We start from the raw sequence: 16,114 nt of genomic DNA on the forward strand, positions 1-16,114 counted from the left end.
GCATAAGATGACGAAAACCAAGGCGCGATAACCGGCCGGTATAAGGGAAAACAATGAAGTTGCAGTCACTGCGCGCGCTGCTGGCAGCGGTGGAAACCGGCAGCCTGCGCAACGCGGCGCGCCGCCTGGGTGTGTCGCAGCCGGCGCTGACCAAGGCCATCCGTGAGCTGGAGATCGAGCTGGGCGCGCCGCTGCTGCTGCGCTCCAACACAGGCGTGATCACCACGGCACAGGGCCGCGTGCTGGTGGAGCGCTCGCGCACGGTTGAGCGTGAGCTCGCCGCCGCGGTGGACCAGATCCGTCAGCTCAGCGGGGAGATGGTGGGCAGCCTGCACGTGGCGGCCGTGCCGCTGGCGCTGATGCTGCTGGTGCCCGAGGCGCTGCGCACCTTCAGCGCCAGCTACCCCGGCATCCGGCTGCGCATCGACGAGGAGCTCTACATGGCGCAGCTGACGCGGCTGCGTGCGGGCGAGGTCGAGGTGTGCGTCGGACCCGTGCCGGCCGGGCTGCCGGCAGGCGAGCTCGTGATCGAGCCGCTGATGCCGATTCAGATGGTGGTCGTGGCCGGCAAGTCCTCGCCGCATGCGCGGGCGAAGTCACTGGCCGAGCTGGCCGAGGCGCGCTGGGTCTTCACCGGCACCTCGGCCAACGCCGGGTATGCGCGCCATCTCTTCGCCGAGCACGGCCTGCCGGTGCCGCCCGCCAGTGCGGTGGTCAACTCGACGCTGGGGCTGGTGGCGCTGATCTCTGGCGGCGAGTTCGTCGGGCTGATGCCCCAGCAGATCGCATCGCACCCGATGGCCGCGGCCTACATGAGAGTCGTGCCGGTGAAGGAAGGCTCGCTGCGCGCCGAGATGGCGGCCATGACGCGCCCGGAAAGCGCGCTGGTGCCGGCGGTGCGCCACTTCATCGCGCACCTGAGCCGGGCAGCGCATCACTTCGGAGACTCGGAGCAGGTGCTGCGGTGAGCGGGGTTTCGCACTCCGCAGGTTCGCAAGCCGCGTTTTGCAGGCGGCGGAACACCTTCCTTGGAGCTTTCATGACGTTTGAGACGCGCGTTGATATCAAGCCAGCAATGGCACGCCGCTGGCGCTGTTCAACGCGGCCGAGCCGCCTACGGTGGTCCACGTCCGCATAAGGCCCACTGCTGCCTCTACGTCGGCTCCCCGAGCAGATCCCGGTACACCAAGCAATCCTGTTGGGTGTTCGAGAGGAAGCAATCACTCAGCTCCAGAGTGCCCAGGACCGCCCTCGGCTCGCGCTGTAGGGACGGCAGAGCCGGCCACTCTGCCGGCAATCGTGCTTCAGTTCCAGCGCCCGTGCAGGCCGCCCACGCTGTAGCGCCCTGCGCCCAGCAGCGCCACGGCCAAGGCACCGAAGAGGTACATGCCCTGCAGCTCCAGCGCCCACCCACCGGTCTTGGTCAGCTGCCCCAATTGCGCCATATGTGCCAAACCGATGGCGAACAACATGTTGATCACGACAATCAACGCCGCCGCCCGCGTGAACAGTCCCGCGATCAGCAGCATTGGCGCTACTACTTCGCCAATATAGACCCCGTAGGCCAGCTCGGTTGGCAGCCCAGCCTTGGCCAGCAGTCCCAAGGCCGACCCGGGCCCGCTGATGACCTTGGCGATACCATGCATCAGCACCAGTACTCCAAGCGCTACACGCAACACCAGCTTGCCGGTGTCTTCCGTGGCTGAAGTCACTGCGGAGTTGGGCACGGGATGCGGATTAGCCATGAGACCTTCCTTTCTCGCGCGGCCAATGCCGCGCCGTAATGGGAATAGTGAGCCGTACGTCCAGGCAGGTATCCTCAACCGGCCGCGTGAACAATAGCAAGGAACGATGCGTTCCAAGGACAGCTCGGATCCAGCCTTGGATCACTGCCGCTCGATCTTTGCCGCCGTGATCACGGCCGACCAGCGCTTGATCTCCGAGGCCAACAGCTCCTTCATCTGCTGCGGCGTTCCGCCTTGGGGACGCACGCCGAGCTTCTGCAGTTGCTGTTGCACCTCGGGCGTCTTTAGCGCGTCATTGGCTGCCTGACTCAGGCGGTCGATGATGGGCTGCGGCGTCTTGGCCGGAACCGCCAGCGCGTTCCAGGAAGCGACGTTGTAGTCGCGCACGCCCGATTCCTGCACTGTCGGCACGTCGGCCAAGGTCGGGAATCGCTTGTCCGAGGTCACGGCCAGCGCGCGCACGGCTTTTGCGCTGACCTGCGACAGGAAGGGGCCGAGGATCTCAAACCCGACGTCAATCTCGCCCGCGCGCAGCGCGGTCAGCACGGCGCCGGAAGCCTTGTACGGCACGATCACGGCGTCGATGCCGGCGGCGGTCTTGAACAGCTCGGCTGCCAAGTGCTGCGTGGAGCCTACCGAGATGGTGCCGATGGTCAGCTTGCCCGGATTGGCCTTGGCGTAGCTCACCACCTCGGCCAGGCTCTTGAAGCGCGAGCCGTTGTCCACGAAGGCCGCCAGGTCGAAGAAGCCCAGCGTGCCCACGGGCGCAAAGTCGCGCGTCGAATCGAAGGGAAGCTTCTTGAACAGGCCTTCGCTGACGGCGTTGGAGTTGCTCATCAGCAGCACGGTGTAGCCGTCGGGCGCGGCCTTGGCCACCGTCTGCGAGGCAACGATGCTGCCGGCGCTGGGCTTGTTCTCGATCACGATGGTCTGGCCCAGCGACTTGGACATCGCCTGCGCCACCGTGCGTGCCGTGATGTCGGCGATGCCGCCGGGGGCGAAGGGAACGACCATCGTGATGGGCTTCGTCGGCCAGGCCGGTGTCGACTGTGCCAGCACAGCTGCCGGCAACAGGAGCAGGGCCGCGAGCAGGCTGCGGCGGGCGGGCTGAAGCCCGTGGTGGAACGGCAAGGTCATGCTGTAATCTCCAGGAAGGTTTTAGCGCAAGTGCCCTGCCCGTCCAGCGCCTGATGACGATGGGCACAGGACGAAGGAGGGCCCTTCTTGCTCGCGGCTCAGAAACGGTGCCTCAGTCCGACCGTGAAGGCGTTCTGCGTGCCCAGGGTGCCCATGAAGGCCGGCTTGGCATAGCCGCCCCTGACGCTGTTGCGGTCCATCACCCCATAGACGTCGCTGCGGCGCGAGAAGCGGTAGCTGGCGGTGACGTAGCTGACCTTGCGCGAACCGTCCAGCACCGCGCTGCCGCTCTGGTCGTCCGCCAGATGCGCGAAGCTGAGGTTGACTGCCGGAGTGATGTCGTAGCTCAAGGCCAGCGTGTAGACCTTGTTCTCTTGCGGGCTGGTTTCGTGGGTGCGCCGCATCGTTCCGCCATATAGGGTCAGCGCCGGCAGCAGCTTGTAGCTGGCACCCAGGCCCACGATCTTGCGGGTCTCGGTATCGGCCAGGTTCTTCATGCGTTGCGCGTAGGCACCCGCCCACACGGGCCCCGTGCTGTAGCTCGCACCCACCGCCCAGGTGCCGTTAGCGTCGGCATCCGCTGTCTCGCCGAAGGTGTGGGCCACGGCCAGCTCCACGCCGCCGAGCCTGGCATCGACTCGCAGCACGTTGTCCTGCCGAGCGACGTGGTGGCTGCTGAAGATGGACAGCGCGTTGTTGTTTGGGTTGCCCTGGGGCTGGAAGCGCGCCGTCATGGTGTGCCCAATGGTGTACTGGCGACCAACGGTCAGGCCCCAGCTGGCACCGCGCAGGCCGACGTGGACCTCGCGGCCGAAGAGGCGCGACGGCGTGGCGATCTGCCCGTAGTCGCCGGCGGGTGAGCCCTGCAGCGACGTGCCGGAGCTCGGGTCGAATCCGGCCTCCATCGTGAAGAGGGCCGCCATGCCGTTGCCCAGTTCCTCCCGGCCACGGAAGCCCAGCCGGCTGCCGGTGAAGATGCCGTCCTCCATGGTGGTGAGCGAGGCGCGGTTGGCGTCGGCGTTGTTGACATGGCGCACGGCCGCGTCCATGAGGCCGTAAATCACGACGCTGTTCGACTGCGCCGACGCGGCCGTTGCACAAAGCAAGCCGGCAGCGCCTACGGCGGCGGCAAGACCTTGAAAGGGTTTGTTCACGGGTGTCTCCTTGTTGATTATCGGAATGCAGCAGCCCCGTCGGACGCTGACTGAAGCGCCGGCGGAAGCTGCGAGGGAAAGGTGTTAGAACTCGACGGCCTGACCGGGCACGGCAACGATGGCCTTCACGGGGCCGTTACCCAGGGCCTCGACGAACTCCTTCGAGGTGCCCTTGGCCAGCGGATTGGCGCCGTAGTGCATGGGGATCACCGCACGCGGCTTGATCATCTGCGTCACCGCCCAGGCTGCATCGGCAGGGTCCATCGTGAAGTGCCCGCCAATGGGCACCAGCGCGAGATCGGGCTTGTAGCGTTCTCCGATCAAGCGCATGTCACCGAACACGGCCGTGTCGCCCGCGTGGTAGATCCGGAAGCCGTTTTCCAGCTCGGTGATCCAGCCCACCGGTTCGCCGCCGACATGCATCTCGTCCTTGTCGATGGCCGCGTTGTGCCACACCAACTCGGAGGAATGCTCTGCGTGCAGGGCCGTCACCTTGATGCCCGGCACCGGCGTGATGGTTCCACCCTTGTTCATGCGCGGCAGCAGCTTGTCCGGCAGCGCACCCAGCGTGGTGAGCGTCTGGTTCAGCCCGCCCGGTGCGCGGATCGGTGTGTCGTAGCGTTGGGCCAGCGCGGCCGCATCCGCGAAATGGTCCCAGTGCCCATGCGACACCAGCAGCACGTCGATCCGGCCAAACTTGTCGAGCTGCTTGTACTCGGGCGGCGTCAACGGGTTCTTCTGCAGCCAAGGATCCGTCACGATCACCTTGCCCCCTGGCGAGGTGATCTTGAACGCCGACTGTCCGAGCCACACCACTTCGACTCTGTCCTTCGGCGCGGGCACCTGCGCAAAGGCCATGCCGGCCACGGCGCACGACAACGCCGCAAGGAGGCACTTAAATCGGTTCATGCCTGTCTCCTGCAGGCGATGGTCAGTCCGGTTTGACGTTCCCAGCCTTCACCACCTCGGCCCAGCGCGGGATCTCGCGCGCGATCAGCTCGCCGAAAGCCTTCGGGGCGGTGGGCGTGGGGATCGCGCCTTCCTTGGCCATTTGCTCGGCCACCGAGGATGTCTGCAGCGCCTTGTTGATCTCCGCGTTGAGCCGGACCACGACCGCGTCGGGCGTCCCGGCCGGCGCGACAATGCCGTACCACTGGTCGGCATCGAAGCCGGCAAAGCCGCGCTCCGCCACGGTCGGCACGTCCGGCAGCGAGGGCAACCGCTGCAGGCTGGAGACTGCCAGCGCGCGCAGCCGGCCGTTGCGTACCTGCGGCAGTACCACGGGCGCGCCCGTGAACGTGGCATCCACCTGCCCGGCGATCAGATCGTTCATGGACGGCGCCGTGCCCCGGTAGGGGATGTGCAGCATGGGGAACTTGGCCTTGAGCTTCAGGTACTCAAAGGCAATGTTCGCGGCGCTGCCGTTGCCGCCTGAAGAATAGGTCAGCTTGCCCGGCTGGGACCGCGCCGTCTTTACCAAGTCTTCCAGCGTCCTGATCGGCGAATTCGCGTTCACAACCAGAACGTTGGGCACGCGTGCCACCCAGGCCACGGGCACGAAGCTCTTGATCGGGTCGTAGGGCAGCTTGGGGTAGAGCGCGGGGTTGACCGCCAGCGTGCCGATATGGCCCATGAGCAGCGTGTTGCCGTCCGCCTGCGCGCGCGCCGCCTCGCCCGCGCCCAGCGAACCGCCGGCGCCGGCCTTGTTGTCGATCACCACCGTCTGCCCCAGTGCGGGGCCGAGATGGGCGCCGATGGCACGCGCAAGGATGTCGGTGGACCCCCCCGGCGGGAAGGGAACGATCAGCCGCAACTGCTTGGCCGTCTGCGCCCGCACCGCCGGCGCGGCTACGGACGCCAGGGCGCCCAGCAAGATCGCTCGGCGCATGCGGGCATGGTCCTTGTGTGTCATTGTCGTCTCCTTGATCTTCATTGACGGCCACTCAGCGGGCCTGCGGCTCGGCCAGGCCTCTGAGCCCGGCACGCTCGGCGGCGCGCTGCACCAGACCCTGGCTGCGCACCGACGCGGCGAAGCGATCGAGATAGGGCTTGCCGCCTTCGCGCCCCTTGGGCACTGCGATGGCCAGCAGCTCGGTGCCCCAGCGGCCCTCGAGCACGCGCGCGCCGGGCAAGCCATCGGCGAGCTGGAACAGGATGCCCTTGTTGGTGGCAAAGGCGTCGATGCGGCGCTCCTTGAGCATGTCGGTTGCCGCCTTCAGCGAAGGCGCCGGCACCAGGCTGGCGTGGACGAAAGTGCGACCAAGGGCCGCCTGGGAACTGCTGCCCTGGCTGACGCCGACACGGATGCCAGACCGGTCCACATCCGCCAGTGACGCCACCGGGGAGCCCGGCAACACCAGGTAGCCGAGCTCCAGGGCCACCAGCGGCTCGGTGATGTCCACCAGCGCGGCACGGGACGCCGTGGCATTGGTGATGGTCATGTCGGCCCGAGCCGTCCTCAGCGCCTCCACCACCTGCTCCACGCGCTCGAACTCGACAAGCTGCACCGGCACGCCCAGGCGCAGCGCCAGTTCACGACCGATCTCCACGCTCAATCCGCGCGCCTCGTCGCTGCCGGGCCGGCGCACGAGCGAAGTGGGACTGCCCGGATACACGGCCACGCGCAGCACACCGCTGGGCGCCAGCACTTGGCTCGCCTCGGCGCTGGCGGGTGCTGCGACCGAGTGGCTGGTGGCCGAAGGCCCCGGCGCTTGGCAGCCGGTCAGCACTGCGGCACCCAACAGCAGCGGCGCGACCAGCCGCGAGAACCGCAAGCCCATGTCCATCCTCATCATCGCCGCGCTCAATCCGGCTTGATGCCCGCATCGCGGATCAGCTTGCCGTAGCGTTCCTGTTCGCGGCGCAGCATGTCGGCGAACTGGGCCGTGGAACCGGGCACCACCTCGCCGCCGGCTGCAGCCAGCCGCTGCTGCATCTCGGGCGTAGCCAGGGCCTTCTGCACTTCCTGGTGCAGCCGCGTCACCACCGCGCTGGGCAGGCCCGCCGGGCCCACGAGCCCGTACCAGACCGAGGCCTCGAAGCCGGCGAAGCCGGACTCGGCGATGGTCGGCACGTCCGGGAAAATGGGCGAGCGCTTGTCGCTGAGCACGGCCAGCACGCGCAGCTTGCCCGACTTGACGTGTGGCAGCACTTCCAGGGCATTGACCGCCACCGTCTGGACGTGACCCGCGATGACGTCCGTGATCGCCTGCGAGCCTCCCTTGTACGGCACATGCGTCAGCTCGATGCCAGCGGCCCGTTGGAACAGCTCGACCGCAAGGTGCGGCGTGGCGCCGTTGCCCGGCGTGCCGTAGTTGATGGACCCGGGCTTGGCCTTCGACTGTGCAATCAGCGCCTTGATCGAATCGATCCCCGCCTGCGCGTTGGCTGCCAGCACCACGGGCACGCGCCCGACCTGCGCAATGGGCGTGACGCGGCTCAGGTCATAAGGCGGGGGCTGGAACAGCGTCACGTTGGCCGCCAGCGCATTGGCGGCCAGCATCAGGTTGTAGCCATCGGCCGGGCTATCGATCAGCGTCTTGATGGCGATGTTGGTTGCCGCCCCGGGCTTGTTTTCTACCAGGACCGTTTGCCCCAGACTGGCCTGCAGGTGCTGCCCCACGGCCCGGGCAATGATGTCCACCGCGCCGCCCGGGCTATAGCCGACCAGGATGCGAACAGGCCTGACGGGAAAGCCCTGGGCGCTCGCAGCCGTGCCAGCGCCAAGGGCCAATGCGGCGACAAGCGCCTGTCGTCGAGTGATGATGTTCATGAACCGTTTCCCAGAACTACGTTCCTTGAGACCAACAGCAGCTTCTCGGCCAAGCACTTCAGTGCGTACTTGTAGAAGCTGTCCAGCGAAGTGATCGGGCGAAATGCGGGGCGACGCCACGAAGCGTGCCACCGCACGGCACGCAGCCTTGCAGACCAAGGTGCAGACTGTCTATGGCACATGCAAGCCAAGCCCTGCGCAACGATACCAATGGGTGCATGGAGACTTGCAACCAATTTGCGCATGGCGCACAACAAAGTTGTACGAGCAACTTGACGATGGGCCTGAAACGAAAAAGCCGAGTTGCCGAGTACGCTGCAGGCCACAGCGGCACTGCACGGCCCGGCAACTCGGGACAACCGGGCGATGAAGCCGAACAGGCACCATCCAGTGCCAGCCCTCTTGGACCACACATGGATGAAATGCCTGCGCATTCAGGCTTTGCGCCGGCGAACATGAAGAGACAGAGGCCTTTCGTCGGGGCTTCGTATCGTCTTACGGTCGCCGGCCATTCGATCAATCCAAGGACACCTTTGCGCGCTTGATCACGTCGGCGTACTTGGCCGACTCGGAGGCGACGAAGGCGCTGAACTGCTCGCGCGTGGCCGGGAAAGGCTCGTAGCCGAAGGTGGCGTAGCGCTGCTTGATCTCCGGGTCGGCCAACGCCTCGTTGATGTCCTTCTGGATCTTCTCGGCCACCGGCTTGGGCAGGCCCTTCGGGGCGGCGATCACGGTCCAGCCCGTGACCTCGTAGCCGGCCGGCCCGCCCGACTCGGCCACGGTGGGCACGTCCGGGAAGGCGGCCAGGCGCTTTGGGGCGGTCACGGCAATGAACTTCACCTTGCCCGCTCGTTGCAGCGGGCCGGCGGTGGCCAGCGAGCCCAGCGACCAGTCGAGCTCGCCCGAAGCCACCGCGGCGTAGAGCTGCGAAGTCTCCTTGTAGACCACGTGCTGCATCTGCGTGCCGGTCATCGACTCCAGCAGTGCCGATCCCAGGTGCACCGGATTGCCCACCGACCAGGAGCCGTAGTTCAGCGCCGTCGGCCGCGCCTTGGCGTCGGCCACGATGTCGCCAACCGTCTTGTACTTGCTGCCCGCGCCCACGCCAACGAAGAAGTAGTTGCGGAACAGCGGCGCGGCGACGTCGAAGTCCTTGGCTGCGTCGTAGGGCAGCTTCTTGAACAGGTGCGGATAGGCCGCGAGGTGCACGTTGTCAATCTGTATCAGGTCGTGGCCATCAGTGGCGCCGCGCTTGAAGGCGTCAATGGCGATAAAGCCGTTGGCGCCGGGCTTGTTCTCGATGACGACCGGCTTGCCCCACTTCTTCTGCAGCCGCTCGGCCACCAGGCGCAACACCGCCTCAGGGCCGGCACCGGCCGGGAAAGGCGTGAGGATGCGCACCGGCTTCGTGGGGAATTCCTGTGCATGCGCCGTACCGGCGCCAAGCAGCGACAGGGCAGCCAGCGCCGTGCCGGCCAGCAGGGAAAATGCATTCTTCATGGGGTGTCTCCTGGAGCTTAATGGTCTATGGGGCCGGGACAGCGCGAAGCCGGGGCGGCTACCCGCTGTCCGCGGCGTAGCGGCGAATTACAGCGCCGTGCAGGTGAAGTTGGCCGCGTCGTTGGCCTGGGCCTGGCTCGGATTGGCCGGGCCGGTGTACTTCGGGTAGCTGCCGTACTGACACAGCGGACGGGTGCGGCCGGCAGTAGCGGCATCGGTGGTGTTGCCCTCGACGGCGACCAGCTGGCCCGGCGCCTGGGCCTTCTCGACCCAGGCCTCCAGCGCGGAAAGCAGGTCGGCCTTGGCGTTGAAGATGCCTTGGCCATGGCCCTTGCCCGGGATCAGGTAGAAGCGCGCGAACTCGTCCACCTTGGACTGGCCGTTGGCCGCCACGAGCTTGTTCCAGTAGGCGATGGTGTTGTAAGGAGTGATCGAGTCGTCGATGGTGCCGTGCGTGAGCAGCATCTTGGCGCCCTTGGCCGCGAAGCGGCTGAGGTCGGTGCTGACGGCATCGGTCCAGAACGAGACCTGCTGGATGCGGCCGACCCAGAGATTCGGGTCGAAGGCCAGCGGGTCGGCGCTCAGGTTCTGGGTGATGAAGCCCGTGACCGCGCCCTTGCCGGGGAAGTACTGGAACGCCGTGCCGTCGGGCACGAACGGAATCTTGCTGGCGTCGGCGGTGTTGGTCTTGCCCAGGTGATTGCCCAGGAAGGTGGCCCCTTCGAGGATCGGCCACTTCGGGTAGGTGGTGCTGCCGCCGTAGAACGCGAAGCCGTACTGCACCGGCGAGCCGATCTTTTCGACGGCCGCGATCTGCGCGTCGGAGAAGCAGTTGTCGCCGGTGTCGGCGCCGCCGGCGCAGCGCAGCGTGGACTTGACCGTGTCGAGCGTGAAGGCCTGGTTGCAGGCCGGCACGTTGCTGATGATGCCGTCGCTGACGCCGTCCAGGCCGTCGCAGGCGGTGCGCACGGCGGCCACGAGCGTGGCTATCTTGGCCGGGTTGCTCCAGGCCGTGCTGGCCACGCCCGACTGGTTGCCATAGATGGCCTTGGCCTGCGACAGCGCGCCCTGCCACATGTTCTGTGGGTTGTAGGCCGGGTAGTTGGCGATCACGCCTTCGTAATCGTCGGGGTAGCGCTGCGCCGCATCGAAGGCCTCGTGGCCGCCCTGCGAGCCACCGGCGAAGTAGGTGAACTTCGGCTTCTGGCCGTACATCAGTTGCGTGAGGGCCTTCGCCACGTCCACGGTCTTCTTGACCTGCTGCTGGCCGAAGTTCAGCAGTTCCTCCTGGTTGAGGGCGAAGCTGGTGTCGAAGGGCGGCTTGCCGGTGGAGCTGTGGCCCGAGTCGCTGCCCAGCGTGACGTAGCCGCGAGCCAGCGGCGTGGCGATGTTGGCCGGACCCTCGCTGAACTGGGCCAGGCCCGTGACGACCGAGCCGTTGGTGCCGCCGCCGCCGTACTGCAACGCGCGCTGGTTCCAGGACTTGGGCAGGTTGACTTCGAAACGGATCGGCGACGCCGTGGGGTCCACCGGCCAGATGTTGCCCGTGACGAGACAGTAGTTACGTGCCTGGCCGGCCGAGTCGGTGTCCGTGGTGTCGGTGGCCGTGATGACGGCAGCGCCCGTGGTGGGCAGCCCGATGGCGCTGCTCGGGATAGTCTGCCCCACCAGGTTGGCGCAGGGCAGCTTCTGCTCAATGCTGGTCAGCGTGGTGGTCGTCGGTGTTGTCGGCGTGGTGGTCGTCGTTGTGTCGCCGCCGTCGCCTCCACAAGCTACGAGGGCGAGCAGCGGGATGGCCAGTGCAATCGGGGTCAGCGGGCTGTGGAACTTCGGGGTTGCCGGCACGGAAAACGTCTCCTTGGGGTGTGCGTCGTGACTGCTGGCGCAAGCACTTCGGGCGCGCTGGCCGTTTGATCTGCGTCACTGCGCCGCGACTTTATGGAGGCCCGGCGGTACCCATAAGATGACAAAACACGAAGCGCGATAACCGGCCGATATAAGGTGAACACCTAATACGGCACGCGTTGCCTCTACCTGCGGGCTGCTGACGGCGACGCCGCTGCGACAGCGCCGTAGTTCCCTGTTTGTTGGTGCCGCCATGCAGCAGCAACAGCATCGACAGGAGCAACGCCTTGGCTTGTTCGTGTTCGTGTTCGGCGACGAACGTGCAGCAGTCCACCGCAGCCAGCATCCGTCATGAGGGACTTCTCTGGAATGGGAACCGGCTCATGACGATTCGGCCGATGCACCCCCAGCCAGCCGCTGCAGCAGCACGGCCAGCTGCGCCTGCTCCTGGGTCTCCAGTGTCGAGAGCAGCGCCCGCGCCAGAGCCCGGCGCTCCTGTCGCAGCCGAGCATGCACGGCTGCGCCGGCCGGGGTGACCTGGAGACACTGAGCGCGCGCGTCCTGGGGGTGAGGATCACGGCGTAGGTAGCCGTCCTTCTCCAACTGCTGCAGCAGCCGCGTGACCTGGCCCTTGTCACGTCCGCTGTGGCGCGCCAAGTCGCCAGCCGTACAGCCAGGATGGTCCGCGATGTGGCGCAGCGCGCGCAGTTCCATCGACCCCAGGGGCAGCCGGGCTTCGCGCATGGCGCGGTGCATTTCGGCGTGAAACATGTGTAGCAGCGCGTCGAGCTGCTCCACCACGGCATCGGCCACATCGGCGGCATGGGTCCTTGCAGGCATGGTTGACAGTATCAAGTTTATAGCGGACTATATGTTGACTTTATCAAGTTACTGGATCTTATGGACCATCAACCTTCTTCCGTCCCTGACAACACCGCCCTTGCCATTCGACGCGTGCGCCACCCTCTCCGGGCTCGAAGGCTCGTGGTGGCAGCCGTACTGGAGCTGTCGCCACACATGCGGCGCCTGACGCTTGGCGGTGACAGTCTGGCCGACCTGGCGAGCGAGAGCTTCGACGACCATCTCAAGCTCTTGCTGCCCGCTGCCGGGCATGGCGAGCTCGTGTTGCCTCCACCCGGCCCGGATGGCCGGCCAGACTTTGCCGCAGCCGGACTGCCGCCTCCGGTGGCACGCGACTACACGCCACGCAGGGTGGATCACGCCGCCCGCACGTTGGAAATCGACTTCCATCTGCATGGCGAAGGGCCTGCCGCGCGCTGGGCCGCTTCAGCACGGGTGGGGGACATCGTGCACGTGGCCGGGCCCCGCGGCTCCATGGTGGTGCCTGCGGACCTGGAGTGGCAGTGGCTCATCGGTGACGAGGCGGCACTGCCTGCCATAGCGCGGCGCCTGGAGGAGTTGTCGAAGGACGTGGATGTGACGGTGGTCATTGAAACCGCCACGCTCGACGAGGCGCTGCCGCCGCTGGACCTTGCCGGCGCCCGGCGCCTGCTGCGCGTGGCGCGGCCAGCCACGGGTGACGCCATGGCGCTGGCCGCACCGCTGGTGGACGCCGTGCGTGCGCTGCCTACACCGCGCGGCCGCGGCCATGCCTTTGCCGCGACCGAAAGCCGCACCGTGCGCGCAGTGCGTGAGGTGTTGACCGGCCACCACGGCTTGGCCAAAGGCCAGGTTAGAGCGGCAGCCTATTGGCAGCGTGGAGCTGCCGCCCACCACGAGAACCTGGACTGATGCCAAATCCCAGCTCCCCCTCTTCCAGAACTGCACCGCCCGCTGCTGTGGGTATTGGGGCAGGCCTGTTGCTGTTGCTGGGCCTGCTGATGGCGTTAGCACCGCTGGCCATCGACATGTATCTGCCGACGCTGCCGGCCATCGCGGCAGAACTGCATGCCAGCAGCGGCGCGGTACAAGCCACGCTGGCAACCTACCTGGCCGGCATGGCTGGCGGCCAGCTGGTCTACGGCACGCTGGCGGACCGCTTCGGCCGCCGGCTTCCACTGCTGGCGGGACTGGCGCTGTTCACGCTGGCAGCGCTGGGCTGCGCGCAGGCTCATAGTGTGGGCGAGCTGTTGACCTGGCGGCTGCTGCAAGCGCTGGGCGGCTGCGTCGGCGTGGTCATGCCCATGACGATCGTGGCCGACCGGGTGCGCAGCGACGCCGACACGGCTCGTGTCATGTCGCACCTGATGGCGGTGCTGGGCCTGGCGCCCATCGCTGCACCATCCCTGGGAGGCGCTGTACAGGCATGGGTAGGCTGGCGCGGCATCTTCGTGCTGCTGGCCCTCGTGGCCGCGCTGGCGTGGCTTCTGGTGTGGCGCACGCTGCCCGAGACACTGCCGGTGTCGGCTCGGCAACGCCCACCACAGGGCTGGAGCGCCGTGCTTGATGGGTACATGCGACTGATGCGGCAACGCCGCTTTGTGGTGCCGGCGCTGGCCGGCGCGATGAGCCGCGCGGGCATGTTCGTCTACATCAGTGCCAGCGCCTTCGTGCTCATCCGCCACTACGGGCTCAGTCCTCAATCCTTCGGCGTCGTCTTTGCGGCCAATGCACTGACGCTGGTGGTTGCAGCGCAGGTCAATGCAAGGCTGGTGCGTCGCCACGCCCCTCGCGACATCTTGCGCTGGTCCATGCCTGCGATGGCTGCAGCCGGGCTGTTCCTGGCGCTGCTGGGCTTGCTGAACATTGGTGCCCTGTGGGCCATGTTGACTGGCTTGGTGACTTTCCTGGCAGCCCTGGCCTTCGTCACGGCCAACACAACTGCGCTGGCGATGAGCGGGCACGAGCAGCAGCAGCGCGGTACGGCTTCCGGCCTGCTCGGCACGCTGCAGTTTGCCTGCGGGGCCGTAGCCGGTGCGCTCGTGGGACTGGTTGGCGAAGCCGGTCCGCTGGCCATGGGCGTCGGCATCGCCACATGCGCACTGCTGGCATGGTGGACGATGCGTCAATCGCCCGCTAGCGCGGACTGACCTGGAGAGCCCAGCCCTCCTGAGCTTGCATACGGGAAAAGCTTGCAAGCCCTCAGGCTTGCGGTGTCTGGGCTTTGGCTGCGACCCCATCGGCGACGGCGGCGTTGGCCGCCCACTCCATGACCTGCCGCAGTCCGCCTGGTGCGAAGCGGTCTCGCAACGCAAGAATTTCCTGCTTGGCCTGTGCCAGCGAGATTTCTCCGCACGCCGCACGGCGCTCCAGATCGGACAGCGCTACTTCGTACTCCTTCGGCATGGTGTTCATCAAGGTAACCACAACAACGTTGGCATCGCAGTCCGCCACGCTCGATGGACTGGATAGGCTTGAGCTATCAAGCGGATGTGGAAGTCGGCAGGATGCTGGTGCGTGGCTGTGCCATGCAATGCAAAGGATCTGCCGATCGTCGTGAAGGCAATAGCCGGTCAGCAGAGACACTTGAATGTCTCTGGACGTTACTTGATCAACTTGTTTCAGATGCCGGCTGTCTACTGACTCCCGGAGCACCGACTTGTGTTGATCAATGTCATGAGAGACACGACTTTAGAAGCCGCTGATCACGGGCATAAGATGACATGAAGCGAGGCGCGATAACGAATTCATATCGCGGCCAAGCTGTGGTGTCGGCTCGCGTGCGCCGTGCCATGCGACAAAGGACATGACGGAAAGCGGTGCTGCCCGGCGCTGGGAACCAGGATTCGACCGGCTGTCCAGGACTATGGCGATATGCTTGACAGGCTCGTGTCGCGTGCGCGTGCGCGTGCGCGTGCGCGTGCGCGTGCGCGTGCGATACCGCCTGGTGGTTGGACGAGCCAGTGAACTTCTGCCGCTGGGCAAGACCGGTCAAGGCCTGTGGCCCGATCACCCGCGTCACGTCCTTGGCAATGTCCGCCTGTCCATCGCGGGCCTGCTGCCAAAGGGTTTCAATCAAGGTTGCGGCTGGTAGCCGAGACCAGATCAGGACCTCAGGAACGCCAGGATTCTGGCGATGTTGACCTCAGTTTCGAACTGTGGGCCTCCATGGCCAGCGCCCGGCAGCACGTCGTGGCTCACCGTCACGCCGGCCTTTCGCAAGGCATCGACCAGGATGGCAGCTTGGCCGGAACCGACGTTGCAGTCGCTGTCGCCATTTTGAACGAGAAAGCGCGAATCGCCCGCTGACGCATACGTCGCGGGATTGGCTCGGGCCACGCGATCAGGCACCGTAGGCAACGCGGCACCCAGGTAGGCCGACTCGAAGCTGTCCCCACGGTCGTGGTTGATCTGCGCGGGATTGCAGCCCTGCGCGCGCAGCATTGAGTCAATGCGGCTGAAGTCCACGGGTGGGTAATGCGCAACGACTGCAGTAGGTCGCAAGTCCAGATCCTGCGTCGGAACCAGCTGGCGGAAGAGCGGTTCATCGTGGGCGGTGCCCACGAGCGAAGCCAGGTTGGCACCGGCCGACTCCCCGAACATCACCAAGCGGCTCGCGTCGAGTTGCAGCGCCGTGGCCTGACGCTTGATGTGAGCCACGGCGGAGAACACGTCCTGCACCGCCGCCGGGAAAGGGGCTTCCCCCGAAAGCCGGTAGTCCACCGAGGCGACGGCGTAGCCGGCTTGCAAGAACGACTTCACCAAGGCTGCGCTGGCCATCGTGCGCTCGCCGAAACGAAAGCCGCCACCATGCACGTAGACCACGACAGGCCAGGGTCCCTTGCCCGTGGCAGGTCGGTAAAGGTCCAGGCGCTGCGCGGGCGACAAGCTGCCATAGACGACGTCAGCCACAGCGGGCTGCAAGCCCGCCTGTCGAACCGACAAAGGCATGGGCGGCAATCCGCCCGGGGCGGGTTCAGCTTGCGCAGCCAAAGCCATGACCGCCGCGCAAATAACAGCCCATGTCTGCTTTCCAAGACTCATCATTGTTTGAAGCTACTGCTTTGCATGCAAGCATTGGACCTGCCAAATATGTCGTGGCGATTGCTGGAGTCTGGCAG

Annotated in this window: 15 protein-coding genes; 3 read left to right on the forward strand and 12 right to left on the reverse strand. The window is 66.3% G+C overall.

The features are described from left to right. The first annotated feature begins 53 nt into the window (after positions 1 to 53). Positions 54 to 968, forward strand: coding sequence for a LysR family transcriptional regulator (locus FJ694_RS02345; RefSeq protein ID WP_157264040.1), 915 nt, complete (start codon positions 54 to 56; stop codon positions 966 to 968). A 336-nt stretch (positions 969 to 1,304) separates the two neighbouring features. Here FJ694_RS02345 and FJ694_RS02350 read toward each other — a convergent pair whose 3' ends face one another. The 10 genes from FJ694_RS02350 to FJ694_RS02395 form a co-directional block, all read right to left on the reverse strand. Then, on the reverse strand, positions 1,305 to 1,745 hold the full coding sequence (locus FJ694_RS02350; protein ID WP_157264041.1) for a DoxX family protein: 441 nt from the start codon (positions 1,743 to 1,745) through the stop codon (positions 1,305 to 1,307). 141 nt (positions 1,746 to 1,886) lie between these two features. Further along, positions 1,887 to 2,882: a Bug family tripartite tricarboxylate transporter substrate binding protein gene (locus FJ694_RS02355; RefSeq protein ID WP_157264042.1), complete on the reverse strand. Its 996-nt coding sequence runs from the start codon at positions 2,880 to 2,882 to the stop codon at positions 1,887 to 1,889. Positions 2,883 to 2,980: 98 nt separating this feature from the next. Then, a complete protein-coding gene (locus tag FJ694_RS02360) occupies positions 2,981 to 4,036 on the reverse strand; it encodes a porin (RefSeq protein ID WP_157264043.1) in 1,056 nt (351 codons plus the stop codon). 84 nt (positions 4,037 to 4,120) lie between these two features. Next, positions 4,121 to 4,945 (reverse strand): metal-dependent hydrolase, encoded by an 825-nt coding sequence (locus FJ694_RS02365; protein WP_157264044.1) that lies wholly within the window; start codon positions 4,943 to 4,945, stop codon positions 4,121 to 4,123. 22 nt (positions 4,946 to 4,967) lie between these two features. Further along, positions 4,968 to 5,969, reverse strand: a complete 1,002-nt coding sequence (locus FJ694_RS02370; protein ID WP_198320694.1) for a Bug family tripartite tricarboxylate transporter substrate binding protein — start codon at positions 5,967 to 5,969, stop codon at positions 4,968 to 4,970. A gap of 10 nt (positions 5,970 to 5,979) precedes the next feature. Next, positions 5,980 to 6,816, reverse strand: coding sequence for a transporter substrate-binding domain-containing protein (locus FJ694_RS02375; protein WP_232539863.1), 837 nt, complete (start codon positions 6,814 to 6,816; stop codon positions 5,980 to 5,982). A 23-nt stretch (positions 6,817 to 6,839) separates the two neighbouring features. Further along, a complete protein-coding gene (locus tag FJ694_RS02380; RefSeq protein WP_157264046.1) occupies positions 6,840 to 7,808 on the reverse strand; it encodes a Bug family tripartite tricarboxylate transporter substrate binding protein in 969 nt (322 codons plus the stop codon). A gap of 516 nt (positions 7,809 to 8,324) precedes the next feature. Beyond that, entirely contained in the window at positions 8,325 to 9,308 is a 984-nt protein-coding gene (locus FJ694_RS02385; protein WP_157264047.1) for a Bug family tripartite tricarboxylate transporter substrate binding protein, read from the reverse strand. 87 nt (positions 9,309 to 9,395) lie between these two features. Then, positions 9,396 to 11,153, reverse strand: coding sequence for a tannase/feruloyl esterase family alpha/beta hydrolase (locus FJ694_RS02390; protein ID WP_157264048.1), 1,758 nt, complete (start codon positions 11,151 to 11,153; stop codon positions 9,396 to 9,398). A 381-nt stretch (positions 11,154 to 11,534) separates the two neighbouring features. Further along, positions 11,535 to 11,993: a MarR family winged helix-turn-helix transcriptional regulator gene (locus FJ694_RS02395; protein WP_157264049.1), complete on the reverse strand. Its 459-nt coding sequence runs from the start codon at positions 11,991 to 11,993 to the stop codon at positions 11,535 to 11,537. Positions 11,994 to 12,053: 60 nt separating this feature from the next. On the opposite strand from FJ694_RS02395, the gene FJ694_RS02400 reads away from it, so the two are divergent. Together FJ694_RS02400 and FJ694_RS02405 are read left to right on the forward strand one after the other, a co-directional pair. Further along, a complete protein-coding gene (locus FJ694_RS02400) occupies positions 12,054 to 12,905 on the forward strand; it encodes a siderophore-interacting protein (RefSeq protein ID WP_157264050.1) in 852 nt (283 codons plus the stop codon). A gap of 74 nt (positions 12,906 to 12,979) precedes the next feature. Further along, positions 12,980 to 14,143: a multidrug effflux MFS transporter gene (locus FJ694_RS02405; RefSeq protein WP_157264051.1), complete on the forward strand. Its 1,164-nt coding sequence runs from the start codon at positions 12,980 to 12,982 to the stop codon at positions 14,141 to 14,143. A gap of 52 nt (positions 14,144 to 14,195) precedes the next feature. Here the strand turns inward: FJ694_RS02405 and FJ694_RS02410 are convergent, their stop codons facing one another. Beyond that, positions 14,196 to 14,408, reverse strand: coding sequence for a hypothetical protein (locus tag FJ694_RS02410; RefSeq protein ID WP_157264052.1), 213 nt, complete (start codon positions 14,406 to 14,408; stop codon positions 14,196 to 14,198). A gap of 690 nt (positions 14,409 to 15,098) precedes the next feature. Further along, a complete protein-coding gene (locus FJ694_RS02415) occupies positions 15,099 to 15,905 on the reverse strand; it encodes an alpha/beta hydrolase (protein WP_157264053.1) in 807 nt (268 codons plus the stop codon). Positions 15,906 to 16,114: the final 209 nt, after the last annotated feature.

It is taken from the genome of Azohydromonas aeria, from assembly GCF_009760915.1.
GTDB lineage: Bacteria > Pseudomonadota > Gammaproteobacteria > Burkholderiales > Burkholderiaceae_C > Azohydromonas > Azohydromonas aeria.